Below are 24270 nucleotides of genomic sequence, written 5' to 3' on the forward strand. Positions count from 1 at the left end.
AATGGCACATGAAATCGGGACCGGATTCTCGACAAATCCGGCCCCGCTGACGATTCAGATTCCTAGCAGAACCTGAATCACAACCCTCACTCAAACGCCTAAGAAGCACTTCAGGAGGACACATGTCTATTCTGACATGCCCGCACCACATCAGCAACCCCCCAATCGCCCACCCGTTCGAGGGGAGGGGATTGTAATGGGGCGTTTCACGAAAATGGCCGCCGCGGAACCACCCGAGGATCCGGACGCCGAGCGTAAGAGGCTAGTTGAGGAGCTGGAGAAGAAAACCTCTGCCGGCAACGTCGTCCCGCACAAGAACATCGCTGACCTCGACAGATACCGCGCCATGCTGAAATTCTCGATCAAACAGCCCGACAGCGACTTAGCCCGCGACGCGATCGTCCGAGCGGCGACTGTCTGGGTGTGCACGGATTTTCGCACCCCGAAACAGGATGAGGACGCCGTCAAGTTTCTCGCCAACTACCTGTTCACCGAGGGACTGTATTGGGGGCACATCAACGAGGCTCGCGCCCTGCCCAGAGAAATCGTCGACAATTGGCTGACCTCAGAGTCACTGAGCCCGACCAGTGCCCGTATCTATCGCTCTCTGCTCTACCAGGCCGGAAGGGTGTTGTATCCGCGGGAGTATCCGAAGCCCTATGCACCGACGGCGAAGCGTGCCCGCGCGTTGAAGGCCGTCACGGCCGACGAGGTCAAGTACTTCTACGCCGCGGCCGCCGCTATCGGTGGTGGGTTGGGCCGGAGGCTGACCTACATCCTGGATCTGTCGACCGCGGCAGGCCTGCGCAGCGAGGAGATCCGGGACTTGAAAGGCAAAGACTTCTCGGAAATCACCCTGGTCGATGGGCGCAGCGTGGTGATCATCGCTGTGCGCCGGCGCGGCACACTGAACCGGCGGGTGCCGGTGACCTGTCCCGCGCGTCAGCAACGCATGATGGCACGAGCCCGCGAGGTGGGCACCGGCTACTTCTTCCCCACGGCCGAAGGCGGGCGTCCACCGGTCGGGGCTGTCGCCAACACCTTCGCGGAGCTACGCACACGCGGTTATAAGGGCGCGGTGATCCATCAACTGCGTAACCGCTGGTTGCTGGACATGGTCCATACCCGGATTCCAGCCGCAGCACTGGCCGGTTTGTGCGGGCCCGGTCTTTTCCGGGCCATCGCTGATCATGTCACCTATTTGAGGACCTACACCACCGAGGAACTCGCCGAGATGATGCTGGAGGAGAAACCATGAGTGTCTCTCAGCAACCACCCGGTTACATCTTCGATGAGGCCATCCTGGACACCTGCACCACGGTCATCGTGCGCTCCGGTGCCGCCGAGCTCATCGACTCCTACTACGAGGATCACCGTGGTACTGGCGGGCGCAGCTCGCTAGGTCCGAGGGTGACGATTCTCGCGGTTCTTGTCGTTGGTCTGGCGATCTTCCGTATCGGCGGTACTGCCTCGATCGCGGAGATCTGTCGGGTGCTCAACTCGCTGACCCGACGACAACGAGCACGCCTTGGCATGGACAAGAACCGGGAGATCATCCACTACAAATCCTTCCATGCGTGGTTAACCCGGCGGTTGCACCCGCTGGACACCGGGTTTGATCTACCTGCCCGACGGGTGAAGAACCGCGAGCACCGAGCCCAGGTGGCGGCGCGCACAGAGGGCATGCTCCAGGCGGTCTTGCTTGCTGAGCGCCGCCGCGACGTGGTCATGAATGCGCTGGTGGCAGGCTCGATCGACGAGAAGAACCCGAAGGGGGCCGCCGGGGATGTCGTCGCCGATGAAACCATCGTCGATGTCGCCGGACCCAGCGCCGGGATGGGCAACCATGACGATAAACGACGCTCAGCGGTGTACCTGGCCAGCTATTACGTCCGCGACGGCCGCTACGGCGCTGTCAACGCCGATATTCCAGCCGGAAATGGTGACGCTCGGCGAGGGTTCGGCATCGGCATCACCGCCTTAAGCCGCGTCGGACACGGCGATGACCTACAGGCCATTGCCCCGGTGATCACGGCCGTGGCAGCGCACCAACCTACCTCCGGCTACCTGGCAGGGCTGGCAAAGACGCTCGTCCACCATAAGGAGAACGGCTTTGACCAGCGGAAAACCTCGCACGGGAATTGTCGACAACCCAACCTGACTGTGGATATGGGCTACAACACCAAGATCGGTTTCTCGACGCTTGCCCTTGAGCACGGCTATGCGCCAGTGGTGCGGTATCCCAAAAACCGCGCCACTGTCCTTCCCAGCGAGAGTGCAGAACACGTCGTTCACGGGGTGCCGGCTGGACCAATCCAAATCAGCGGGGTGTTTTATTGCCCCGCTGCCCGGAATATCATCGGCGAGCGCAAGCTGATCTGGCGCGTAGCTGACCTGGGGGAGGGGGCAGAGACGCTGGAATCACAAGATCGGGTGCTCCAGCGGTTATTTCCCCTGATGATGGGCACCAACACCCGTCCTAAGGTCACTAGGGAAACAGCAGGACGCCCCCGGGTTACCAATGACCGTGTGAAAGAGCAGGTGAAGATTAAATTGGTCTGCCCCGCAGTACAAGGCCGGGTCAGGTGCCCACTTAAACCTGAGTCCTTGCGGGTGGCTGCGGGAAAGCCCCTGGTGAAACCGGAATGGTCGGCAGATCAATACCGCTGCTGCAGCAACTCCCTGCTGACGATGACGTATTCGGAGCGTCAGTGGAAGCTCGCCCAGTGGGGTCTGGTGCCGGGGTCGTGGGAGCATGCCTTTTACTTCGAGGCCGCGCGGGCGGCCACGGAACGGCAGTTTTCTCGCCTGAAGTCGCCGCACGAGTCCGGTATTCAGGATCTGAAATGGTCTCCGCGACGCGAACCGATGATCTGTGTGCTGATCGGGTTGTGGGTGGCGGCGACGAACCTGGCGATCCAGGACAGTTTCTATTCCCGTGAGAAAAAGGAGCCGTCGATAAGAACGCGCATGAGAAGCTTGGAACGAGATCTCGGACGTCCGCCGATGAGGACCCCTCCACGTACCTGACCGAGCCCGAACACACTTCCCCGGTTGCGCCAATGGTGTGGCCGGGGAATTGTGTGCCGTGTAGGAAATGCGGTGGACTTTCGGAGCTTCTATGTGACGAACTCACTGTATGACGATCGGACGAGAAGATCGTGGGCCCGACAGACGAAGATGCGTAGAGGTTTATCGGCGTCTGCTCGAGATCAGGGGGAGTATAGGTGCAGGTCTTAGGCCAGTTCAGGCGGCTGCGGAAATGCGGTGGACTCTGGACACTACGTCGGTGGAATCCGGTGGGAAATCAACGACGTGACCAGCTATCGCGAACCGCTGACCATGTCATGTCTCGAGACATAGTTCCTACTATGGCTCGGGGCATGACTTTTTTGTGCGGGTTCACCTGGGTCGAATCTGGTCGATTCGGTGGGAGTAGCGGAGCTTCTTCTCCACTGATGCTTGCGACTTCTCGGGTGCCCCAGTCTTCAAAGCCACCACTGGCGGCCTCCTGAGCCTGGCTGATCTTCGCTGATGCCAAGGAACCTGCTGATCCGAGCTGTGAGGCTGCTAGCGGCTGGCCTTGACGTTTCCTTGGCTCCTTCTGAGACCCGTCCCCACTGCGTGTTCGTGGTGGGCGGAACGATGCCATGAGACATGCGGAACGATGTCACGGAATCAGACACCCCCTCGGGCACCGTGTCATGTCTTGCGACATCGTTCCTACGATGTCGCGAGACATGACCTTTTTTGTGCGGGTTCACTGGGGTCGAATCTGGTCGATCAGGTTGGGATGATAGAGCTTTTCTTCCTCTAGTTCGTAGAGGGCGTGGGATCGTAGAAATAGTTACTAGGCAGGGCCTCTTTCCATCCCGCAGGAAGGCACGGCAGTGGGCTAAAGACCTGCAACTAAAGGAGACGGCATTGCCTTCTCAATTGGATGTCACCCACATGGTCAACCTATTTGCATGCTCTGGGAGCACTCCTCCTCCAATGTTCCCACCGCGGTAGTCACCGCACCTATCAATGCGGCTGGGACAGGAGAAAAGAAACTGTTCACCTTGCAACTTCTCCGTAACTTAGAGGTGGACATCAAAACCGCGAGGTAGATCCGCTTCGTCGTTGGTTGGGGTCTGGAATCCCAGGAGCATTCCGAACGTGAGGGTGACCTGCTGGTGGAGGACCTTCGCATCGACGAGCGTTGCTGATCGGTCAGTTGAGAATCCGACTGATCGTTGGGGAGGTCATGAGTAGGTCGAGTCCCCTCGTGAGGTTTGCGTCGAGTCCGGAGTTATCCACGACGTGTGCCTCCCATCCCCAGGACTTCGCTGCGGTGGAGAAGTAAGCGGCAGATTTCTCTTGCAACTGGAGATAGCTTTCCCTGCCCCGATCCCCGGCCGCGCCGAAATCTTCCAGGAGTCCCAGCTTACCCGTTTCGTTCAACCGCCAGGCGTGGGCCAGGGTGGGGTCTCCGTCGACGAAGATGCCAAGGTCAGGTTGCATATGCGCACTGCCGAATACTTCCAGGATGAGGGTTTCGAGTAGGCCGCAGATTGAGATGAAGCGGGGCTCGTCGGAAATCTGTCGAGCCACGAGTATCTCTTTGAGCACGTGCTTGTAGGGGAAGGTCTCTTGGATGACCACCGTGCCAGAGTCTACGAGCGGGCGGATGACGGCGTCGGTGAGCACGAGGTTGCCGGACAATTCTGCCAGCGCCGCTGCCACGGGACCGCTGCGATGTGCGCTGGTGAGGGGCATCTCCCCCAGCTTGTCTTCCCACTCCTCGCTGTCCCACGTGGCGAAGTCACGTGGGAGGGCCAGTGGCTGACCGGAAAGGGTCGATCCACCGAAGAGCAGCCGGAAGGTATCTACCCAGAGCTCTTGGAGAGCGTCATGGGGCCAGGATTGCCCGCCCTCCCCGTTTGTGGAACGCCATGACACCTCTTTGACGTTTACCCCTAAACCGAGGAGCTTGTCTCGGAATGCTCGGGCCAGCGTCGTCTTGCCGATGCCGTCAATCCCCAAGAATGAGACGTAAGCGCCCTGAGGCATAACTAATTAGTGCTGTTCGTTCGGATCGTTGTCCGCGTCTTCCTTGGTCTCGTGGTGAGTACCGGGGACGTGATCGGGAGCGGCGTAGATGGAGTAGAGCTTGATGGTCTCTTCGCCCTCATTGACCATGTTGTGCCACTTGCCGGCCGGGACGAAGACGGCGAAATCGTCTTCCACGATCTGGTCGACGTCGAGGTTGTCCGGGGAGTCACCGATCATGATGTGGCCCTTGCCAGCCTCGAGGCGCAGGAACTGGTCGTGGTCATCGTGGATCTCGGCGCCGATTTCTCCGCCGGCAGGGATGGCCATCACGGTCATCTGGAGGAACTTGCCGGTCCATAGGGTGTCGCGGAATGCTTCGTTCTCCTTGGTCACATCCTCGATGTCCAGCACGTAGGGGTGGGGGCCGTGATCGGTGCGTAGGTCTGCCATGTTCTCTCCTTAGAACTAACTGAGTACTTAATCCATGTCCAAGCATAGCTACGTGGTGCAGGAAAGGGGCGCGGGATTCGCTGCCGGAGGCTCGGTGCGCAGTAGACTCAGGCCTCGTGAATCGATTCGGGCAATTCGTCGGCGGCGTCGTCCATGACGCCGTGGATGCAGTCCGCGCATGGTCATGGTCTCGCCGACTTGTCGTCACGGCGGGGGTTCTGGCCTTCATTGCCATCACCGCCCTCATCGATATTCCATCGATTGGCACGTTGCGCGAGTGGGCCACGGCGGCGGGTCCCGTCTTTATGGTCCTGTTTTGGCTGGCGTACGTGGCGGTCACCCAATTCCCTGTCCCGCGTACGCTGCTGACCCTGGCCAGTGGTGTCCTCTATGGGCCGTTGCTGGGGATTTTGCTGGCTATTAGTGCTACTACGGCTGCTGCCGCCCTATCGCTGGTCATTGTTCGTCGTCTCCTCGGCGAGTGGATGCGTCCCCGGTTGAACCACCCGGCGGTGGCCACGATCAATCGTCGGCTCGAACAACGGGGCTGGCTCGCTGTCACCTCGTTGCGCATGATCGCGGGCGTGCCATTCTCGGTGCTCAACTACGCGGCAGCGTTGACGAGTGTGCCGCTGTGGGCGTTCACTATCGCGACCTTTGTGGGTTCCCTGCCTGGGACAGTGGTGACCGTGGTGTTGGGGGATGCTCTCACTGGCCATGTTGACCCGCTCATGGTGATTATCACCCTTACGCTGGCTGGTATAGGTTTCCTTGGACTCGCCGTAGACCATCGCCTCCCGGTCAAGCCTGTGACGTAGACTCGATCTTAAGAGAAATTTAAGGATCACAAGGGAGGCCACACACCCATGTTTGCGGTGCACGCTCGCTACCGGGGTCGGGAGGTCCGCCGAGCTGACCTGGTGAAAAGGTCAGCCGAGGCACTGTCCACTCTGGACGGAGTCGGCGAGTTCGAGTTGCTCGGCGTCGAAGATATCCGCGCCGTGGTCGACTCCCCGCGCGCGGTGTGCGACACCATCATGGCCCTGCTCTCCGATGGCAATTGGGCCATCGGAGTGGGGCTCGCCCCCGCTACGGAGGGGGCGAGGCGGGAGGCGACGGCGTCGATAAGCAGGACCGCCCGCGCCGGAATGGTGTACGTGAAGCAGCAGGCGTCGGGGACGCTGGCGGATGACATCGCTGCGACCTTTGCCCTGTTGGGGCATGTGTTGTCGAAACGAACCATTGAGGGCCGTGAGGCCACGTCATTGGTGCGATCCGGCTTGAACCAAAACGAAGCCGCCGAAGTGCTGGGCATCTCCAAACAGGCGATGTCGCAGCGCCTTCAGGCGGCGGGGTGGCAGGCAGAAACCGCCGGCTGGCAGCTGGCGGTCAATCTGCTTAGCCAGGCGGAGAACTAGGCTTCCTCGCCCTCCGGGCGGGTGAAGTCGAACTGCGGGACCTCGGGGCTCGGGATGGAGGACTCGATCTCCGCGGGGCCATCTGACTTCTTGGCGCGGCCCTTGAGCTCATGCAGTTCCGGGTCCACCGGCTTATTAGCCACGGCGTTGGCCGCGGCCACGGCGGCGGCGATCTCCGGATCAGAGGCCGTAGAGAACCAATCGTCGGTGTTCTCGGCTTCGGCCATCTCGCGGGTCTCATCGTCAACGTGGGCGGGTTCGTAGCGGAACACGCCCTCGTCGTCCTTGTTGGCAAAGGTGCGGGCGAACTGTTCGAGGGAATCGCCGAACTGAGAGGGAATCATCCACATGGTGGAGGCCTTGCCCTCGGCCAGCTGAGGAAGCTTTTCCAGGTACTGGTAGGCCAAGACCTCCGGCGTGAGCTTCGAGGACTTGATGGCGGCATTAACCTTCTGGATTGCGCGGGCCTCACCCTGTGCCTGGAGGTAACGTGAGGCGCGTTCGCCCTCGGCGCGGAGGATCATGGCTTGGCGCTCAGCCTCAGCGGAGAGAATGGCGGCGTGCTTGTCACCCTCGGCGGAGAGGATGCGGGCCTGCTTCTCACCCTCGGCTGTCTTGATGTCGGACTCGCGGCGACCTTCTGCGGTGAGAATCATGGCGCGCTTTTCACGATCCGCCTTCATCTGCATCTCCATCGACTGCTGGATGGAGGGCGGCGGGTCAATGGCCTTGAGCTCAACTCGGCTAATGCGCAGGCCCCACTTGGCGGTGGCGGCATCGAGCTCGCCGCGCAGACGGCGGTTGATCGTGTCGCGCGAGGTGAGCGTCTCCTCCAAGGTCATGCCACCGACCACGTCACGCAGCGTTGCCACGGAAATCTGCTCGACGCCGACGATGTAGTTGTCAACGCCGTAGATGGCCTTCGCCGGATCATTGATCTGGAACGTGACCACGATATCGATGGCCACCGTCAGGTTGTCCTGGGTAATAACGGCCTGCGGTGGGAAAGAAACCACGCGCTCACGGGTATCAATCCGGGTACGAACTCGATCAATGAACGGGAAAAGGAACGTTAGCCCGCCGGAAACCGTGCGGGTGTAGCTACCCAGGCGTTCAATAACAGCGGCCTCACCCTGTGGAATAAGCGCAATGGATTTGATGACGATAATGGCGATGAATATGAGGAGAACTGCGAGAAATATGAGTTCAAACACGAATTAATCTTCCTTCCAAACAACGGCGGTAGTGCCATCAATACTGATGACGGTGACACGTTCCCCTTCGGCGAACGTGTGTGAGGGATCCAAAGAACGCGCGGACCACACCGATCCATCGAGCCGGATCTGACCCCCGTGCTCCTCCACCGAGTCAATAACCTGCGCGGTGGAACCGACGAGCGCATTGAAGGAGGTATCAAGCACCTGGGGCTTAAGCAGTCGGCGCTTGAGGAAAGGCCGCAGAAACATCAACAGCCCGATGGAGGTGATGGCGAACGCGAGGACGGATGCCCACAGCGGGGCGCCCGTGAGGGCCACACCTCCGCCGACCAGCGCGCCACCGGCCAACATGAGCAGGGTGAATTCACCGACCGCCAATTCGAGGCCGGCTAGTACCAGCGATGCTATAAACCAGACTATTGCTCCCACGAGGACCAAGGTACCGGAGAGCACCTACATGAGGTCGGACTTGCTCAACTCGGGTGTGGTGACGAAGTCGACGAGCCGCTCCACCGCGCCAATGAGCGTGGAATCGAGGTCGCGGAAAGAGGTCACCGCCGACGACACTCGGCGCCATCCTTCCTGGGGATCTGACCATCCGACCCGGCGGCATACGCCAGTTTTCCAGTCCTCGCCGTAGGGCACGTCGGGCCAGGCCGTCAGGCGCAGTCGCTCGGGCTTGACCGCTGCCCAAATGTCGATGAACGGATGGCCGGTAACCAGCACGTGCTCCCCCACCGATTCCGTGAGCCGGGACTCCTTGGAGCCGGTGACCAGGTGATCGGCCAGGACGCCGACCCGCCGCCCAGGGCCGGGACCGAACTCAGCTAGCCGCGCTTCAAGGTTGTCCAGCCCTTCCAAATATTCGACGACGACACCTTCGACGCGCAGGTCGTGGCCCCACACCTTCTCCACGATCGCCGCATCATGAATGCCCTCCACCCATATCCGCGAGGGGGCCGCGACCTTGGCCTGCACGTTTTCCACCCGCCGCGATCCGGAGTTGGAGTGCCGAGGAGTGGTGTCCTTCGGCGGCAAGTAGCGGGTCAACGAGACCGGCTGCCCCTCATAGAGGAACCCGCCGGGGGTCAACTGAAACAGTCGTTGGATACCACGGCGATCCTCGAGGCGCACGAACTCTCCGTCGTAGGTGCGTTCCCAACCGACGACGGCACCGACGAAATCCTCGCCCCTAATTTCCACGACCAGGCCAGGCTTGGCGGGAATGGACGGGTAGGAACGCGGCTGGTTGCGTCGATGCCCGGAGTAAATGTCACCACCATAAGGATCACTGAAGCTCATGGCGGGATAGTCTATCGGCTAGACTGCCCCGCCATGGATATCCGCTCGCAAGTCTGGTCGCCGCTGCAAAATACCTCAGTGTGGCTCGGCGCGTGGCTGTACGGGTTGACCTCGACAGATCACCTCATCGATGCGCTCAATGACTTGGGTTCACAGGAGCTTATCGACGCCCTCCGGGATCTTCGCCGCGTCACCCGGGACGTGGCACCGGGGGAACCGCTGTTGCGGTTGGTGTTGTCGGGCCCGGGCGACGCACCCGCCCTGCGGGCGGGTAGTGCGTCGGCCACGGCGGCGTCGAAAAGCACAGGAAACGCCATCGTGGTACGGGATCGCGACCCGTTGACCTCGCACGTTCTTGTCCCTGACTCCTCGGGACACTGGGAGTGGTTCACGGAGGATCAGCCGTTGCCCGCGCCAGCGTGGCTGAGCCCCGGCGAGGCGGATCACCTTCTCACCCAGGCGACCGACGAGGCGACTCGGCTCATCGAAACCTCCGGCTACCGCACCGACGCACTTCGTTCGCCTCGCCTGACGGTGGGGACGCTCGCGGACTTCTATGACACGCCAGGGTTACCCGAATCCGTACCACCGCGCGCCGCACGGCTGTTTGCCAGAGCCGACAATGTCGCCGCCATCATTGAGACGGTAACCACTCGAATGAATGATCACCGCCTGGACCCGCAACTACTCGGACTGTGGCGACACATCCGCCAAGCGCGCATGGCCGGCGTGGCCTATGCCGTGGGCGAATTTGGTCGGCTGAGCTGACAGCACCCCGGCCGGCAGGGCTCGCCGTTGGTCGTGCACCCCGACACAGTGACGTTGCCAAGGCCGATCGGCGGGGCATCGTTCATCACTTCCGCCACGAGATCGAGCACCATGTGGGTGAAAGTATCCGTGGGGCCGACCGTGCGGGTGCGTTCCACGACAACGTCGAGCTCTTCGGCAGCATTGGCCAGCTCGGTATCGAGATCCCAGACCACTTCCATGTGGTCCGAAATGAATCCGACCGGGCAGACGACCACGGCCGTCGTCCCTTGACCAGCGAGCTCAGTGGTGTGATCGACGATATCCGGCTCCAACCACGGAGTCCGCGGATTACCAGAACGGGACTGCCACACGAGGTCGTAGTCCGCAACCCCCGCTGCCTCGGCGATCAGGCGCGAGGCTTCTGCCACCTGGCGGGAATACAGGTGCGGATTCGACTCTCCTCCGGCAGCCTTATCGGCGGCAGTGGGAACGGAATGCGCAGTAAAGAGCATGCGGGTGGTGCCCAGACGATCCTCCGGGATGCGATCGTAGGCTTCGCGGACCGCACTGGCCATCTCGCCGACGAAGGCCGGATGGTCATAAAACTGGCGAAGTTTGGTGAAGTCGATGACCGGGAGTTCCTTGTCGGCCAAGTGCTCCCGGATGCCCCGAATGTCCTCGTTGTACTGCAAACACGCGGAGTACCCACCCCACGCACTGGTGGCAAAAACAAGCGCCCGGCGAACACCATCACGAGCCATCTGCTCCGCCGTTTCCTTGCCAAACGGGTGCCAATTGCGGTTGCCAAAATAGACCGGCAAATTGAGGCCACGCTGGGCGATCTCAGCCTCCAGATTGGCGATGATCTCCCTGTTCAGATCATTGAGCGGGCTCTTGCCACCGAAGTGGAAGTAATGCTCCCCCACCTGGGCGAGACGCTCACGAGGGATGCCGCGTCCGCGGGTGACGTTCTCCAAAAAAGGAACGACCTCCTCGTCCGACTCGGGGCCACCGAAAGAAAGGACGAGGAGGGCATCAAAGGATGTGTCTTCAGGCATGCGCCCCAGCGTATCAACCAATCGGTTGATAACCACGTTTACACCAGGCGAACCGCATACTCCGTCATTCCGGACCAGCGGACCGGGGACTTCTGCACGTAGGAGCCAGAGTTCGGGGCCTCGATCATCATGCCGTCGCCAAGATAGATAGCCACGTGCTGGTTGCCGCCCGGACCGTAGAAGATGAGGTCGCCGCGCTGCATCTCGCTAGGACTGACCTTCGTTCCATGGTTGTACTGGTAGCCCGTGTAGTGCGGGAGGGCGATGCCAGCGCCGGCGAAAGCGTAAAGGGTAAGACCAGAGCAGTCGAAACCGATCTTGTTGAAGTCACCGTTCGCATCCGCTACTCCACCATCCCGGATTCCGCGCGTCGGTCCGGTCGCATTGCCACCACCCCACGCGTAGGGCTGGCCAAGTTGGGACTCGGCGCGAGCAATGACGGCCTCAATGGTGGCCGCGCGATCTCCGGTGAGCGCGCCTCCGAGGGAATCGCTGACGGCTGAGGAGACATCATCGACCGTGCTGATGCCGGGAACGGAGGTGATGTCCGGAGTCTGCGGAACAGTCTCGGATTCGGGTCCTTGGACAGCCGCGATCGGGCCGGGGGCAGCAGTCTCATCACTGACCGCGGGGTACGGATTGGTGAGATTGGAGTGATCTGGCTGCGACTGAGCGATCAACGCTGCCGCGGCCGCCGCAGCTGCCGTCGCCGCGAGGTCAGTGACGGACTGAGCTTGCTGTTCCTGGGCGGCAGCCTGCTGCTGCGCCTGTGCTGCCTCGGCCGCTGCCGCCTCTGCCCGCGAAGCGGCGTCGAGAGCCTCCTGGGATTGAGCGGCTTCGGCGGCTGCACGCTGACGAGCAGCCTCATCTGCCGCAGCCTGAGCCGCTGCATCTGCTTCGGCGCGGGCGGCTGCCGCACGGGCTGCTTCATCCTCGGATCGCTTGCGGGCGGCCTCCGCCTCGCGATACTCCTCGTAGTCCTGGCGTTGGGAATTAACAGTGGCGGCGTCGTTGCGGGCGGCGTTTAGCTGATTCTGGGCCTCATCGCGAGTCGCGGTGAGGCGGTCGCGCTCCGCCGTGCGCTCGCTGATCTGACGCGAGTTGTCATCGATTGCTGCCCGTGCGGTGGCTTCCCGGTCCTTGGCGGCGGCCTCACGCTGCTCTGCCAAGTTTCGGACAGCACGCAGCTGGGACTCCTTGTTGGCCTGCTCCGTTCGAAGCCGGTCCAATTCCTCAACCTTTTCGCGCTGCTTTTCCGCATTGGTGCGCAGGAAGGTCTGGCGATCGAGAGAGTTGGTCGACGCCTCCTCACCCGCAAGGGTGGCAATCGCCGTCGGCGTGGTCGAGCGGCGGTAGGCAGCGCGAGACGTTTCATCCAGGGCAGCCTGGGCCTCTTCCAACGCCTTTTGCGTGCCCTCTAGTTCGGCGCGGGCGGCGATGACACCTTGGCGAGCCTGTTCGGCGGAGGCCTGGGCATCGTGCAAATCGACGAGGGCCTTGTTCACAGCTTCTCGGAGGGCACCGAGCTCCAACTCGAGGCCGTCCAACTCTGACTGGGTTGAGGCCAGGGTGCCCACCAGTTCGGAAACTGACGCTTCACCAGCCCCCACGGCTTCTTGCGCGCGGGTGATGGTGGCGTCGTCTGGGTTAACGGGCTGTGCCAATGCGGGAGTGAAACTGCTCAAGGTGGCCGCGCTGAGCGCGACGGCTAAGACCGTGCGCATGTGCGCGCGGGAACGACGGAGGGCGGTGGCCACGAAAACTCCTCACGGACCCCCGAGGTCAAGCGTGACAGCCTGACTCGAGAGTGGGGTGGGTGATACTTGTTCATCTCTCGATTGAGGCGCACGAGTATCTAGACCTCACCCACCGCTTCTGTTACCTCGTCGCTCTTGGCGTGCTTCCCCACATGCCCGTGCGTCGACCTTGACGGCTGTCAAGCCGTGGCTCCTGATTTGGTAGAGATGTCCATCGACTCGTGAGCCGATATCTGCACCATAGTTCACGCAGGCAGCTTGTGACACAACCTTTATCAACTTTCACATAAGTAAAGCTTGGCACCATGACCCCCAAGCTTTATCTGACCTGCACCATTACGGGAACATAACGGTGATGTGACGTTAGTCACAATTGTAAGCCGGGCGGCGTGTCCTGCCGCACCTATCCAGAAACTGGACATTCTTCACGCCCGGCGGCGAGTCAGGTCTACGCGCTTGACGTTTAGGTAAGGCGTGCGCGCAGTGCCGAGCGGACGGACAGTGCAGTAACGGCACACACGATGGCCAGGAACGCCACTACCGCCACAGCGACGGCAATCCAATTAGGCCCGGAACTTGCCAGATCGTCGACAAAACCATGGGTAGCACCGACGTAGTCCCAATTGGCCAGGAACGTCGCCTGGGCAGACTCCACCACAGACCGCGAATGGATATCGCTCACCGCAGCACCTCCCCCGGGAGCACGCACGAGGACAGTGTCTAACCCGGTGGCAGCCATGAGGTCCTGGGCAACGTCACGGAGGTCCGCCGCCTGCCCGGGAGTCCAGTCAAAGACCACCACTCCCACCGAGCCGGCATCCCCGTCCGCAGCGCGAGTGGTCGCTTCCAGGAGTGCCGGCTGGAGGTCCACCTCCATCTGGGGGGCATTCAGTCCGGCAAACGCCACCGAGTCCTCGTTGAGTTGGCGGGCGAGATCGTCCATGTCAACGTCGGCAGGGATCATCGCGGCACTCCTCATTGACTGCTTTAGGTGGGCTTTTCGGACATGACACCTCGTGACCTGTGGCCCCTTTACCCCGTTAGTTCTATCTGCTAGGGGTACGGCGGGGGTGGTGGCTCGCCGAACGGCGAGGGGAAATGTCATAAACGGGACGACCGTACTGTTAGAATATCGGCAGTCGGTGATCCCGCGCCCTAGACTTAAGGGTGGACCACCGCGTTCAGCCACTACCGCTTGCCCCTCACCGGGGAGAGCCGCAGAAGGTAATGAACATCCAGTTCAATGAAGAGGAAATGGAGCTCCCTGTGACCGAAAGCAAGAACTCCTTCAACGCCAAGCGCACCCTCGAGGTCGGCGACAAGTCTTATGACTACTTCGCCCTCGATGCCGTGCCAGGTATGGAGAAACTGCCTTACTCCCTCAAGGTTCTCGGTGAGAATCTGCTGCGCACCGAAGACGGCGCCAACATCACCACCGAGCACATCGAGGCAATTGCCAACTGGGATCCGAAGGCTGAGCCTTCCATCGAGATCCAGTTCACCCCGGCCCGTGTGCTCATGCAGGACTTCACCGGTGTTGCTTGTGTCGTCGACCTTGCCACCATGCGCGAGGCCGTGAAGACCCTCGGCGGCGACCCGGATAAGGTCAACCCGCTGAACCCGGCCGAGATGGTCATTGACCACTCGGTCATCGTTGAGGCATTCGGTACCTCTGACGCGATTGATAAGAACGTCGCGATTGAGTACCAGCGCAACGAGGAGCGCTACCAGTTCCTGCGTTGGGGTGCGGAGAACTTCTCCAACTTCCGCGTCGTTCCCCCCGGAACCGGCATCGTGCACCAGGTCAACATCGAGTACTTGTCCCGCGTGGTCTTCGACAACGACGGTGTCGCGTACCCGGATAGCTGCATCGGCACGGACTCCCACACCACCATGGAGAATGGTTTGGGCATCCTTGGCTGGGGCGTCGGCGGTATCGAGGCAGAGGCAGCCATGCTGGGCCAGCCTGTCTCCATGCTCATCCCCCGCGTCGTGGGCTTCAAGCTCAACGGCGAAATCCCGGCCGGCGTCACTGCTACCGACGTCGTGCTCACCATCACCGAAATGCTCCGCGCACACGGTGTGGTTCAGAAGTTCGTCGAGTTCTACGGCAACGGCGTTAAGTCCGTCCCGCTGGCTAACCGCGCCACCATCGGCAACATGTCCCCGGAGTTCGGCTCCACCTGTGCCATGTTCCCGATCGACGAGGAGACCATCAAGTACCTCGAGCTCACCGGCCGCTCCGCCGAGGACATCGCCCGCGTCGAGGCTTACGCCAAAGCCCAGGGCATGTGGCTCGAAATGGATGCTCCGGAGGCAGAGTACTCCGAGTACCTCGAGCTGGATCTGTCCACCGTGGTGCCCTCCATCGCTGGCCCGAAGCGCCCGCAGGACCGCATCCTCCTGTCGAACTCTAAGTCTGCGTTCCGCAAGGACCTGCCGACCTACTCCGATGGTGAGACCAAGGAAGCCGTCCGCGCCACCAAGGTGGAGGGCGACTCCTACAACCAGTCCTTCCCGGGCCACGGCGAGTCCGCTGCAGCCTCCGCGGAAGGCCGCGCATCGAGCCCGGTCATTGTGGAGTCCCCGCAGGGTGGCGAGTACACCCTCGACCACGGCATGGTGGCCATCGCCTCCATCACTTCGTGCACCAACACCTCCAACCCGTCGGTGCTCGTCGCCGCTGGCCTGCTGGCCCGTAAGGCCAACGAGCTGGGCCTGAAGTCGAAGCCCTGGATCAAGACCATTTGTGCCCCGGGCTCCCAGGTCGTCGATGGCTACTTCAAGCGCGCCGATCTGTGGAAGGACCTGGAAGCCCTCGGCTTCTACCTTTCCGGTTTCGGTTGTACCTCCTGCATCGGTAACTCCGGCCCGCTTCCGGCCGAGGTGTCCGCCGCCATCAACGAGCACGACTTGGCTGCCACCGCAGTCCTGTCCGGCAACCGTAACTTCGAGGGTCGTATCTCCCCCGACGTGAAGATGAACTACCTGGCCTCCCCGCCGCTGGTCATCGCCTACGCCATCGCCGGCACCATGGACTTCGACTTTGAGACTGATCCGCTGGGTCAGGATCAGGATGGCAACGATGTCTTCCTCAAGGACATCTGGCCCTCCACCGAGGAGATCGAGTCCACCATCGAGGGAGCTATCTCCCGCGAGCTCTACGAAGCTGACTACGCCGATGTGTTCAAGGGCGATCAGCAGTGGCAGGACCTGGATATCCCGACCGGTAAGACCTTCGAGTGGGATGAGGATTCCACCTACATCCGCAAGGCTCCTTACTTCGACGGCATGCCCGCCGAAGCTCAGCCGGTCACCGACATCAAGGGCGCCCGCGTCCTGGCGAAGCTCGGCGACTCGGTCACCACCGACCACATCTCCCCTGCTTCCTCGATCAAGCCCGGCACCCCGGCTGCTCTGTACCTGGATTCCAAGGGCGTTGAGCGTCAGGACTACAACTCGCTCGGTTCCCGTCGTGGTAACCACGAGGTCATGGTCCGCGGTACCTTTGCCAACATCCGCCTGGCCAACCAGCTGGTCGACGTCACGGGTGGCTACACCCGCGACTTCACCCTCGAGGGTGGCCCGCAGGCGTTTATTTATGACGCCGCCGTTAACTACGAGGCAGCCGGTATCCCGCTGGTCGTCCTCGGCGGCAAGGAGTACGGCACCGGTTCTTCCCGTGACTGGGCTGCCAAGGGCACCAACTTGCTGGGTGTCAAGGCCGTCATCACCGAGTCCTTCGAGCGTATTCACCGCTCGAACCTCATCGGCATGGGCGTTATCCCGCTGCAGTTCCCCGCTGGCCAGTCCCACGAGTCCCTGGGGCTGGATGGCACCGAGACCTTCGACATCGAAGGCATCGAGGAGCTCAACAACGGTGTGACCCCGGAGACGGTTAAGGTCACCGCCACCAAGGAGAACGGCGATGTGGTGTCCTTCGACGCAGTCGTCCGCATCGACACCCCTGGTGAGGCTGACTACTACCGCAACGGCGGCATCCTGCAGTTCGTCCTGCGTCAGATGGCCAACAACTAGGGTCATCTCGTAGCGGGCAATCTTGCTGCCCTGTGAGGGGGTTGCACCTCCCCGGTAGTTTCTAACTGGCCGGGAGAGCGTGTGGCCCCCTCTTCCTATTAGCTGTGTGTTCGCCTAAAGGAGATCCATCGCATGCCCATCGTCAGTGACGTCGAATTGACGCGTCGCCGTACCGAGATCTTGGAGGGCGCACGACGTTGCTTCGCCGAGCACGGGTACGAAGGTGCCACCGTGCGGCTGTTGGAAAAGGCCACGGGTAAATCTCGCGGGGCCATCTTCCACCACTTCGGTGACAAGGAGAATCTTTTCCTCGCGTTGGCCCGGGAAGATGCTGCTCGTCAGGCCGAGGTCGTGGCTGAGGAGGGCCTCGTCGAGGTGATGCGGGATATGCTGCACCACCCCGAGCGGCATGATTGGCTGGCTACCCGGCTGGAAATCACCAAGATGCTGCGCACCGACGCCGCATTCCGCGCGCGGTGGCTTGATCATCAGGCGGTGCTGGATGAAGCAGTCCAAGAGCGTCTGTCCCGGTTGGCAGCCGATGGCCGCATGCGCACGGATGTTTCTCCGGACGTGTTGCACACGTATCTCGAGACCGTCCTCGACGGTTTCATTGCGCGCTTGGCCTCGGGTCGTTCGACGGATGGGCTCGAGGAAGTCTTGAACCTCGTCGAAGGTACCGTCCGGCGGGGTGCGACAGAATCCGCGCGTATAGAATGATCCCCTATGCCTAGAGTTCTCCTCGTCTCCCTCCGGTCCGGCGTGACCAGTGCCCTTGTTGCGGCAGCTGAGCACCGCGATTTCCTCGAGGCGACGAGGATGCAACCGGAAGATATGCCCCTGGTGGTTCTTGATTCCCCGGAGGCCGCCATCGGGGACTTGAGCGGGTTCGACGGCGTCCTCATCGGCGGGAGTTCGCTCAACATCACCAACGAGCAATGGGGTGAGTGGCAGCATCACGTGCACGCGCAGCTGCGCACGATCATTGATGCTGGCATTCCCGCTTTTTTCGTCTGCTACGGCACCAGTTGGCTGGTCCATGAGCTGGGTGGCCGGATTGGTCACGGGCACGCCGAGAAGACTGGATCGACCATCGTGGAGCTGACCAGTGAGGGCCAGAAGGATCCCCTCACCCAGGGGCTACCGCAGACTTTTACGTCGCTGACCGGCCATACGGAGAACGTGGAGGAGGTGGGCCCGGGCGTGGTCACTTTGGCCACCGGGCCTACGTGCCCCGTGCAGTTCATCCGCTTTGGCGACCACGTCTGGGCGACCCAGTTCCACTCCGATATGGATGCGGTGGCCATGAAAGCTCGCATGGATTTCTTTTATGACTACGGGTATTTCTCACCCGAAGACTACGACGCCATCGTGGCCACCCTGCCGGAGATCGACACCACCTGGTCGAATCGACTGGTGGAGAATTTTGTCCGCTACTGCGGGGGCAACTCAGCGAACTGAGCTAGTGTCCCGGAGCCGTCGACGAACGCGACGATCTTTTCTTCGGGCAATTTCGGTCGCTGTGCCAAAGCAGTAATGACATCGGCGACAAGCGCCCTGGACGTGGTGTAGCTTCCCGTTGGTTGGTTGGCCACGATGTCTACTCCCCCGGCTTCCTCCATGGTCAACGTGGCTGGTGCGAGGATGACGTAATCGAGCTCGGAGGCGAGAAGTCGGCGGTCCACGGTCTCCTTGGAATCGGCGTAGGGGTAGAAGGAGTCTTCGGGGTCAATGCCGTGGTCGAGGGAACCAAGGTAGGAGACCATGAGGAACTTCGGTGGGTTGGCCAACTGTTCCAGGGCGTCGATGCAGGCCAGTGCTCCGTCCCGGTCGATGGCGTAGGTGTCAGCCTCGCCGCCGCGTCCGCCGTTGCCGGCTGACCACACGGCGATGTCGTAGTCGCCGAGGATGTCTGCCCAGTCATCGACGCTGAGGGCTGTGAGGTCACGGACGAGTGGCGTCGCCCCGAGGGCTTCGATGTCGGAGACCTGTTCCGGTTTGCGGATCAGCGAGGTGACGTCGAGTCCAGCGGAGACGAGTCGGGAGGTGGCTAGCTGGGCCACGCGGCCGTGTCCGCCGATGAGCAAGATTTTCTGTGCCGAGTGTGTCATGGCCCCACCCTACGTATTGTCAGGGGCGCATGCCGTCAACATAGCGGGCTGTCACCCATCGCTGCACGGCTCGCGCTATTGGCGCTCCGAGGCGGGCAAGCCACCAGGAATGCTGGGAAAAGGCCACGCACCGGCCACGCACCGTGCCGTCTTCCGCCATCTCCACTATGAAGGCCTCTTCCCCACGTTCGATGTGTCCGGGAAGCGTGCCGTAGACGAGGGCTGTCCGGGTGGGGGTGCGTTCCTCATGGAGGATGAGGCACGGCGACAGCGTGGGTCCAAAGCTCAGCCGCACGAGGCGGCCTTCTTGGTGGACGGTCACTCCGGCGTGGGCATGCGCCCGCCAGGTCAGCATGCGTATCGACGCCGCCGCAAACACCTCCTCCCCCATCCCCAGCACTGCGCTGTGGTCGGTCAGGTGCCAAGAATCGTCGATGCCAGCTGACGAGCCCTCGGCGAGCGCTAACGTCGCCAAGTGCAAGTGATCAGGGTAGGTCACGGAGCTCACTTGCGTCCGAATGACCAATAGGCCGCCGGGCCGAATCCGTTGATGAAGGATGCGGCCACCCACGCCCATTTTGGTCCACGGACCTGATCGGCGGGGCGCCGGGAAAGGTCCACCCAGGTGCCTACCTTGGCGGTGATTTCCACGAGTGCTCCGATGACAATCCCGACCTGGGCTCGGGTGGACAGCTCCGCGAACTTCTTGCTGCTGGTACTCATGAGACCGATTGTAGGCCCGTCGGTTTAGGATGGGTCCATGTTTGCCATCATGACTGTCACGGGCGCCGATCACACCGGAATCATCGCCGCCGTCACCTCCGAACTGGCTGCCCAGGAAGTCAATATCCTCGACGTTTCTCAAACGATCATGGACAAGTACTTCACGATGATCCTGCGCGTGGAATTCGATGAGAATCACACCGACATCGCCACGATCGACCGGCAGATGGAGGCGGTCGGCCAGGCCCAGGGCTTGGTCATCCGTATCCAGGCTGAAGCCTTGTTCACCGCAGTCAACGAGATCTAGGCACCCCATGAGCTTTCACCTCAACTCCCACAACATCCTCGATACCATCGAGATGATCGAGGATTACCGCCTCGATATTCGTACCGTCACCATGGGGATCTCCCTGCTGACCTGCGCGCGTTCCACCATGGAGGAAACCTGCCAGGCCGTCTACGATCACGTGACCACTCAAGCTTCCCGCCTCGTCGAGGTGTGCGAAGGCATTGAGCAGGAGCTGGGCATCCCGATCGTCAATAAGCGTATTTCTGTCACGCCGGTGTCCCTCATCACCGCCGGGGTGCAGGGCAATCCGGCGGATGTGGCCCGCGCGCTGGACAAAGCTGGCCGCGAGGTCGGCGTCAACTTCATTGGCGGGTACTCCGCCCTCGTGGCCAAAGGCGCGACCACCTCGGAAGAGGCCCTCATCCGCTCCATCCCTGAGGCGCTCTCGGAGACCGATGTTGTGTGTTCCTCGGTCAATATCGCGACCTCCCGGGCCGGCATCAACATGAATGCCGTGGCCACCATGGGCCAGGTCATCAAGGAAGCCGCCGAGCTGACGAAGGATCGTTCTGCGATCGCCTGCGCTAAGCTCGTCGTTTTCGCTAATTCCGTCGGTGACAATCCCTTCATGGCTGGGGCATATCACGGTGTCGAGGAGCCGGATTGCGTCGTCTCCGTCGGTGTCTCTGGCCCCGGTGTCGTCGATCGAGCACTGGGCAATCTCTCCGGTGCCAGCCTGGATCAGGTGGCGGAGGAGATCAAGAAGGCCGCGTTCAAGATCACCCGCGCCGGCCAGCTGGTCGGCAACATGGCCTCGGAGCGACTCGGGGTCCCCTTCGGTATCGTCGATTTGTCTCTCGCACCGACGGCGGAGCAGGGCGATTCGGTCGCCCACATCCTCGAGCATATGGGCTTGGATCAGGTGGGAACCCACGGCACGACCGCCGCGTTGGCACTGCTCAATGATGCCGTGAAGAAGGGCGGCATGATGGCCTGCTCCCGGGTCGGCGGTTTGTCCGGGTCCTTCATCCCCGTCTCGGAGGATAAGGGCATGATCGACGCCGTCCGCGCGGGGTCCATCTCCATGGACAAGCTCGAGGCCATGACGGCGATCTGTTCGGTGGGCTTCGACATGATCGCCATCCCCGGTGATACCTCTGCTGAGACCATTTCGGGCATGATCGCCGACGAGGCCGCCATCGGTGTCATGAATCATAAGACCACCGCGGTCCGCGTCATTCCCGTCCCTGGGACGAAGCCTGGTGACGAGGTCAGCTTCGGCGGTTTGCTGGGATACGCGCCAGTGATCCCCGTCAATCAGGTGGGCAACGCCGAGTTCATTCGCCGGGGTGGGTTCATCCCCGCGCCGGTTCATGGCATGCGCAACTAGTTTCCGCCGGGAGTACGGTGGGAATCGTTATGACTGCTCCCCACGCACTCCCGGCCCCTGACGTCTTCACCGAATTCGGCACCCGCCCAGAGGGATTGAATCCTGACGAACTCAGTGCCGCCGTGGAACGCTACGGCGAGAACGCCTTGCCGGTTGCCGCACAGGAGACAACCTGGCAACGCCTGCTACGCCAATTCCACGACCCGATGATCTACGTCCTCATCGGGGCGGCGGTGTTCACGGCTTTCCTAGGGCACGTCCCGGACACGATCGTCATCGTGGCTGTCGTCCTTATCAATGCCCTCGTCGGCTTCTTCCAGGAGGGCAAGGCCGCCAACGCCCTCGCCGCGATCCGTGACATGCTCTCCCCCAGTTCGGAGGTCATTCGCGGCGGGCAGTGGCAAACGATCGATTCGGTGGAACTCGTCCCCGGCGATGTCATCCGCCTGCGTCCTGGGGATAAGGTGCCGGCGGATGTGCGGCTGGTCGATGCCAACAGCCTCCGCATTGAGGAATCGGCCCTCACCGGGGAATCAGTACCGTCCAGCAAGAACACCGATCCCGTGGCAGAGGACGCGCAGCTGGGTGACCGCACATCGATGGCTTTCTCCGGCACCACGGTCGCCGCCGGTTCCGGCTTGGGCGTGGTCACGGCCACCGGGGCAGACACCCAAATCGGACACATCACGTCCCTCCTCGGGAACGTGGAGCAGGTGGAGACCCCGCTCACCCGGTCCATGAGCCGATTCTCTTCGGTCTTGGCCATCGGCGCCGTGATCCTCGCCGTTCTCATGGTTGTCGTGTCGGTGCTCATTTACCGCACCGACTGGTCCGAGGCGATCATCTCCGCGATTGGTTTCGCCGTCGCCGCTATCCCTGAGGGCCTGCCAGCGGTCATGGCAATCACCCTGGCGCTGGGAGTGCAGAAGATGGCTGCGCGCAACGCGATCACCCGGCGCCTGAATTCCGTGGAAACACTCGGGTCGGTCACCGCCATCTGTACGGATAAGACGGGCACGCTCACCCGCAACGAGATGACGGTCCGCTCGGTCCTCAGCCGCCAAGGCGAATACGACATCACCGGCACCGGATACGCCCCCATCGGAGAGATCCTGCTGGCTGGCACGGACACTCCTGCCACGTTGAAGGAGCATCCTGACCTGCGGCGAATGGCGGAGGTGGCGGCGTATGCGAACGAGGCGAGCGTCGATAAGCACGACGACGGTACCTGGGCGCTCACCGGTGAGCCGACTGATGGCGGCATACTCACCTTCGCGTTGAAGGCGGGCATAGCCCGCGACACGGCGCCGGTGGCGACGGTTCCTTTCGATTCTGATGTCAAGTACATGGCCACCCTCGACGATGGCCACATCATTCACCTCAAGGGCGCCCCGGATCGACTCCTCGACCGTTGTGACCGGCAATCCGGCCCGGATGGCGGCACGGAGCCACTGGACCGACAATGGTGGGAAAAGCGTATCGACGACCTCGGTAGCCGCGGTCTCCGCGTCCTCGCCGCCGCCTGGCGGCAGGCAGACACCGACGCCCTCAGCACCGACGACATCGATGCCGGCGGGTTCATCTTCCTCGGACTCTACGGCATCATTGATCCACCCCGCGACGAAGTCATCGCCGCCGTCGGCACCGTCCAGCGCGCCGGCGTCCGGGTCCGCATGATCACCGGGGACCACGCCTCCACCGCCACCGCCATCGCCCGCGACATCGGGCTTATCGACGCCCGCGCCATCACCGGCGCCGAGCTCGAACAGGCCACCGACGAGCAACTGCGGAACATCGTGCGCGATCACGACGTCTACGCGCGAACCTCCCCAGAGCACAAACTCCGACTCGTCCGAGCACTGCAGGCCAACGGCGAGGTCGTAGCCATGACCGGCGACGGCGTCAACGATGCCCCCTCCCTCAAACAAGCCGACGTCGGAATCGCCATGGGAATCAAGGGCACCGAAGCAACGAAGGACGCAGCCGACATCGTCCTGGCCGACGACAACTTCGCCACCATCGCCTCCGCCATGAAGATGGGACGCACGATTTACGACAACCTCAAAAAGGCGATCATCTTCATGCTGCCCACCAACGGCGCACAGGGACTGGTTATCCTCATCGCCATGCTCGTCGGAATGACGCTGCCCATCACCGCACTCCAAGTCCTCTGGGTCAACCTCATCACCGCCGTCACCTTGTCGCTGGCACTGTCCTTCGAACCGGCCGAACCCGGAATCATGGATCGCCCGCCCCGAGACCCCCGGGCCAGCCTGCTCGATTCCGAATCCACCATCCGCATCGTCTACGTATCCGTCCTCATCGGCGGATCAGCCATCGCCGTATTCAATTACTTCTACAACCGCGGCATGGACCTGGACATGGCCCGAACAGTCGCCGTGAACACCCTCGTGATCAGCCAGATCTTCTACCTCTTCACCGCGCGCTTCTCCCGCGTCTCCGCCCTCCGACGCGAACTGTTTACCACCAACCCCGTCTCGTGGCTGTGCGTGGTCATCATGCTCGTACTCCAAGCCGCCTTCGTCTACCTGCCCTTCATGCAGGCCGCATTCGACACCACCTCGCTGGGGTGGCGCGGGTGGGCAATCCCGCTCGTGCCCGGAATTATCGTGTTCTGCGCCGTCGAAATAGACAAGTTCATACGGCATCACCACGACGCAGATTCCCCCAGCAAGGCCCCCGGAATCGGAGTTTGAGACCCACCACTCTAGA

22 protein-coding genes are annotated in these 24270 nt (G+C 62.0%); 11 read left to right on the forward strand and 11 right to left on the reverse strand.

The features are described from left to right. The first annotated feature begins 196 nt into the window (after window positions 1–196). Window positions 197–1258 carry a site-specific integrase gene (locus CTEST_RS06790; RefSeq protein WP_047253097.1) on the forward strand — a complete coding sequence of 354 codons (1062 nt, stop codon included), beginning with the start codon at window positions 197–199 and terminating at the stop codon, window positions 1256–1258. Continuing rightward, window positions 1255–3030 carry a hypothetical protein gene (locus CTEST_RS06795; protein ID WP_052844321.1) on the forward strand — a complete coding sequence of 592 codons (1776 nt, stop codon included), beginning with the start codon at window positions 1255–1257 and terminating at the stop codon, window positions 3028–3030. Before CTEST_RS06790 ends, CTEST_RS06795 begins: the two co-directional genes overlap by 4 nt. 1182 nt (window positions 3031–4212) lie before the next feature. On the opposite strand, the gene CTEST_RS06800 is transcribed toward CTEST_RS06795, so the two are convergent. Together CTEST_RS06800 and CTEST_RS06805 are read right to left on the reverse strand one after the other, a co-directional pair. Further along, window positions 4213–5052, reverse strand: coding sequence for a hypothetical protein (locus CTEST_RS06800; protein ID WP_047253098.1), 840 nt, complete (start codon window positions 5050–5052; stop codon window positions 4213–4215). Between the two features lie 6 nt (window positions 5053–5058). Further along, window positions 5059–5484: a cupin domain-containing protein gene (locus CTEST_RS06805; RefSeq protein ID WP_047253099.1), complete on the reverse strand. Its 426-nt coding sequence runs from the start codon at window positions 5482–5484 to the stop codon at window positions 5059–5061. A 116-nt stretch (window positions 5485–5600) separates the two neighbouring features. Here CTEST_RS06805 and CTEST_RS06810 point away from each other — a divergent pair, with 116 nt between their 5' ends. Both CTEST_RS06810 and CTEST_RS06815 read left to right on the forward strand, forming a co-directional pair. Then, window positions 5601–6302 (forward strand): TVP38/TMEM64 family protein, encoded by a 702-nt coding sequence (locus CTEST_RS06810; protein ID WP_047253100.1) that lies wholly within the window; start codon window positions 5601–5603, stop codon window positions 6300–6302. Window positions 6303–6350: 48 nt separating this feature from the next. Continuing rightward, a complete protein-coding gene (locus tag CTEST_RS06815) occupies window positions 6351–6902 on the forward strand; it encodes a hypothetical protein (RefSeq protein WP_047253101.1) in 552 nt (183 codons plus the stop codon). On the opposite strand, the gene CTEST_RS06820 is transcribed toward CTEST_RS06815, so the two are convergent. From CTEST_RS06820 to CTEST_RS06830, 3 genes are read right to left on the reverse strand one after another with little or no spacing between them, the layout of a single operon-like run. Further along, window positions 6899–8116, reverse strand: a complete 1218-nt coding sequence (locus tag CTEST_RS06820; RefSeq protein ID WP_047253102.1) for an SPFH domain-containing protein — start codon at window positions 8114–8116, stop codon at window positions 6899–6901. The genes CTEST_RS06815 and CTEST_RS06820 overlap by 4 nt on opposite strands. Window positions 8117–8119: 3 nt before the next feature. After that, window positions 8120–8548 (reverse strand): NfeD family protein, encoded by a 429-nt coding sequence (locus tag CTEST_RS06825; RefSeq protein ID WP_047254286.1) that lies wholly within the window; start codon window positions 8546–8548, stop codon window positions 8120–8122. Between the two features lie 24 nt (window positions 8549–8572). Then, a complete protein-coding gene (locus CTEST_RS06830; protein ID WP_047253103.1) occupies window positions 8573–9421 on the reverse strand; it encodes a DUF3097 domain-containing protein in 849 nt (282 codons plus the stop codon). Window positions 9422–9454: 33 nt separating this feature from the next. On the opposite strand from CTEST_RS06830, the gene CTEST_RS06835 reads away from it, so the two are divergent. Beyond that, window positions 9455–10189 (forward strand): hypothetical protein, encoded by a 735-nt coding sequence (locus CTEST_RS06835; protein ID WP_047253104.1) that lies wholly within the window; start codon window positions 9455–9457, stop codon window positions 10187–10189. On the opposite strand, the gene CTEST_RS06840 is transcribed toward CTEST_RS06835, so the two are convergent. From CTEST_RS06840 to CTEST_RS06850, 3 genes are all read right to left on the reverse strand, one after another. Then, complete coding sequence (locus tag CTEST_RS06840; RefSeq protein ID WP_047254287.1) at window positions 10156–11229, reverse strand: ferrochelatase; 1074 nt, start codon at window positions 11227–11229, stop codon at window positions 10156–10158. The genes CTEST_RS06835 and CTEST_RS06840 overlap by 34 nt on opposite strands. 38 nt (window positions 11230–11267) lie before the next feature. Next, window positions 11268–12953, reverse strand: coding sequence for a DIP1281 family NlpC/P60 protein (locus CTEST_RS06845; protein WP_047254288.1), 1686 nt, complete (start codon window positions 12951–12953; stop codon window positions 11268–11270). 496 nt (window positions 12954–13449) lie between these two features. Next, the gene (locus CTEST_RS06850) at window positions 13450–13950 is read right to left on the reverse strand and encodes an Rv1476 family membrane protein (RefSeq protein WP_047253105.1); all 501 of its coding nucleotides are present in this window, start codon (window positions 13948–13950) and stop codon (window positions 13450–13452) included. Window positions 13951–14252: 302 nt separating this feature from the next. On the opposite strand from CTEST_RS06850, the gene acnA reads away from it, so the two are divergent. From acnA to CTEST_RS06865, 3 genes are all read left to right on the forward strand, one after another. Continuing rightward, window positions 14253–17024, forward strand: coding sequence for an aconitate hydratase AcnA (gene acnA / locus CTEST_RS06855; RefSeq protein ID WP_221709755.1), 2772 nt, complete (start codon window positions 14253–14255; stop codon window positions 17022–17024). Window positions 17025–17156: 132 nt separating this feature from the next. Further along, complete coding sequence (locus CTEST_RS06860; protein ID WP_047253106.1) at window positions 17157–17744, forward strand: TetR/AcrR family transcriptional regulator; 588 nt, start codon at window positions 17157–17159, stop codon at window positions 17742–17744. Between the two features lie 6 nt (window positions 17745–17750). Further along, complete coding sequence (locus tag CTEST_RS06865) at window positions 17751–18485, forward strand: glutamine amidotransferase (protein ID WP_047253107.1); 735 nt, start codon at window positions 17751–17753, stop codon at window positions 18483–18485. Here the strand turns inward: CTEST_RS06865 and CTEST_RS06870 are convergent. From CTEST_RS06870 to CTEST_RS06880, 3 genes are read right to left on the reverse strand one after another with little or no spacing between them, the layout of a single operon-like run. Next, window positions 18458–19135, reverse strand: a complete 678-nt coding sequence (locus CTEST_RS06870) for an NAD(P)-binding oxidoreductase (RefSeq protein ID WP_047253108.1) — start codon at window positions 19133–19135, stop codon at window positions 18458–18460. The genes CTEST_RS06865 and CTEST_RS06870 overlap by 28 nt on opposite strands. Window positions 19136–19154: 19 nt before the next feature. Further along, window positions 19155–19634: a DUF1990 domain-containing protein gene (locus CTEST_RS06875; RefSeq protein WP_047253109.1), complete on the reverse strand. Its 480-nt coding sequence runs from the start codon at window positions 19632–19634 to the stop codon at window positions 19155–19157. A gap of 5 nt (window positions 19635–19639) precedes the next feature. Beyond that, window positions 19640–19858 (reverse strand): PLDc N-terminal domain-containing protein, encoded by a 219-nt coding sequence (locus CTEST_RS06880; protein ID WP_047253110.1) that lies wholly within the window; start codon window positions 19856–19858, stop codon window positions 19640–19642. A 37-nt stretch (window positions 19859–19895) separates the two neighbouring features. On the opposite strand from CTEST_RS06880, the gene CTEST_RS06885 reads away from it, so the two are divergent. The 3 genes from CTEST_RS06885 to CTEST_RS06895 are packed head-to-tail and all read left to right on the forward strand — an operon-like array spanning window position 19896 to window position 24254. Further along, window positions 19896–20165 (forward strand): ACT domain-containing protein, encoded by a 270-nt coding sequence (locus tag CTEST_RS06885; RefSeq protein WP_047253111.1) that lies wholly within the window; start codon window positions 19896–19898, stop codon window positions 20163–20165. A gap of 7 nt (window positions 20166–20172) precedes the next feature. Further along, complete coding sequence (locus CTEST_RS06890) at window positions 20173–21537, forward strand: PFL family protein (protein WP_047253112.1); 1365 nt, start codon at window positions 20173–20175, stop codon at window positions 21535–21537. Between the two features lie 29 nt (window positions 21538–21566). After that, window positions 21567–24254: a cation-transporting P-type ATPase gene (locus CTEST_RS06895; protein ID WP_047253113.1), complete on the forward strand. Its 2688-nt coding sequence runs from the start codon at window positions 21567–21569 to the stop codon at window positions 24252–24254. The last annotated feature ends 16 nt before the right edge of the window (window positions 24255–24270 follow it).

Source organism: Corynebacterium testudinoris, assembly GCF_001021045.1.
Taxonomy (GTDB): domain Bacteria; phylum Actinomycetota; class Actinomycetes; order Mycobacteriales; family Mycobacteriaceae; genus Corynebacterium; species Corynebacterium testudinoris.

Excerpts from the sequence above, each read along its gene's own strand:
- CTEST_RS06790 (WP_047253097.1), top strand. The coding sequence starts at position 197 with ATGGGGCGTTTCACGAAAATGGCCGCCGCGGAACCACCCGAGGATCCG.
- CTEST_RS06795 (WP_052844321.1), top strand. The coding sequence starts at position 1,255 with ATGAGTGTCTCTCAGCAACCACCCGGTTACATCTTCGATGAGGCCATC.
- CTEST_RS06800 (WP_047253098.1), bottom strand. The coding sequence starts at position 5,052 with ATGCCTCAGGGCGCTTACGTCTCATTCTTGGGGATTGACGGCATCGGC.
- CTEST_RS06805 (WP_047253099.1), bottom strand. The coding sequence starts at position 5,484 with ATGGCAGACCTACGCACCGATCACGGCCCCCACCCCTACGTGCTGGAC.
- CTEST_RS06815 (WP_047253101.1), top strand. The coding sequence starts at position 6,351 with ATGTTTGCGGTGCACGCTCGCTACCGGGGTCGGGAGGTCCGCCGAGCT.
- CTEST_RS06830 (WP_047253103.1), bottom strand. The coding sequence starts at position 9,421 with ATGAGCTTCAGTGATCCTTATGGTGGTGACATTTACTCCGGGCATCGA.
- CTEST_RS06835 (WP_047253104.1), top strand. The coding sequence starts at position 9,455 with ATGGATATCCGCTCGCAAGTCTGGTCGCCGCTGCAAAATACCTCAGTG.
- CTEST_RS06840 (WP_047254287.1), bottom strand. The coding sequence starts at position 11,229 with ATGCCTGAAGACACATCCTTTGATGCCCTCCTCGTCCTTTCTTTCGGT.
- CTEST_RS06845 (WP_047254288.1), bottom strand. The coding sequence starts at position 12,953 with ATGCGCACGGTCTTAGCCGTCGCGCTCAGCGCGGCCACCTTGAGCAGT.
- CTEST_RS06850 (WP_047253105.1), bottom strand. The coding sequence starts at position 13,950 with ATGATCCCTGCCGACGTTGACATGGACGATCTCGCCCGCCAACTCAAC.
- CTEST_RS06860 (WP_047253106.1), top strand. The coding sequence starts at position 17,157 with ATGCCCATCGTCAGTGACGTCGAATTGACGCGTCGCCGTACCGAGATC.
- CTEST_RS06865 (WP_047253107.1), top strand. The coding sequence starts at position 17,751 with ATGCCTAGAGTTCTCCTCGTCTCCCTCCGGTCCGGCGTGACCAGTGCC.
- CTEST_RS06870 (WP_047253108.1), bottom strand. The coding sequence starts at position 19,135 with ATGACACACTCGGCACAGAAAATCTTGCTCATCGGCGGACACGGCCGC.
- CTEST_RS06880 (WP_047253110.1), bottom strand. The coding sequence starts at position 19,858 with ATGAGTACCAGCAGCAAGAAGTTCGCGGAGCTGTCCACCCGAGCCCAG.
- CTEST_RS06885 (WP_047253111.1), top strand. The coding sequence starts at position 19,896 with ATGTTTGCCATCATGACTGTCACGGGCGCCGATCACACCGGAATCATC.
- CTEST_RS06890 (WP_047253112.1), top strand. The coding sequence starts at position 20,173 with ATGAGCTTTCACCTCAACTCCCACAACATCCTCGATACCATCGAGATG.
- CTEST_RS06895 (WP_047253113.1), top strand. The coding sequence starts at position 21,567 with ATGACTGCTCCCCACGCACTCCCGGCCCCTGACGTCTTCACCGAATTC.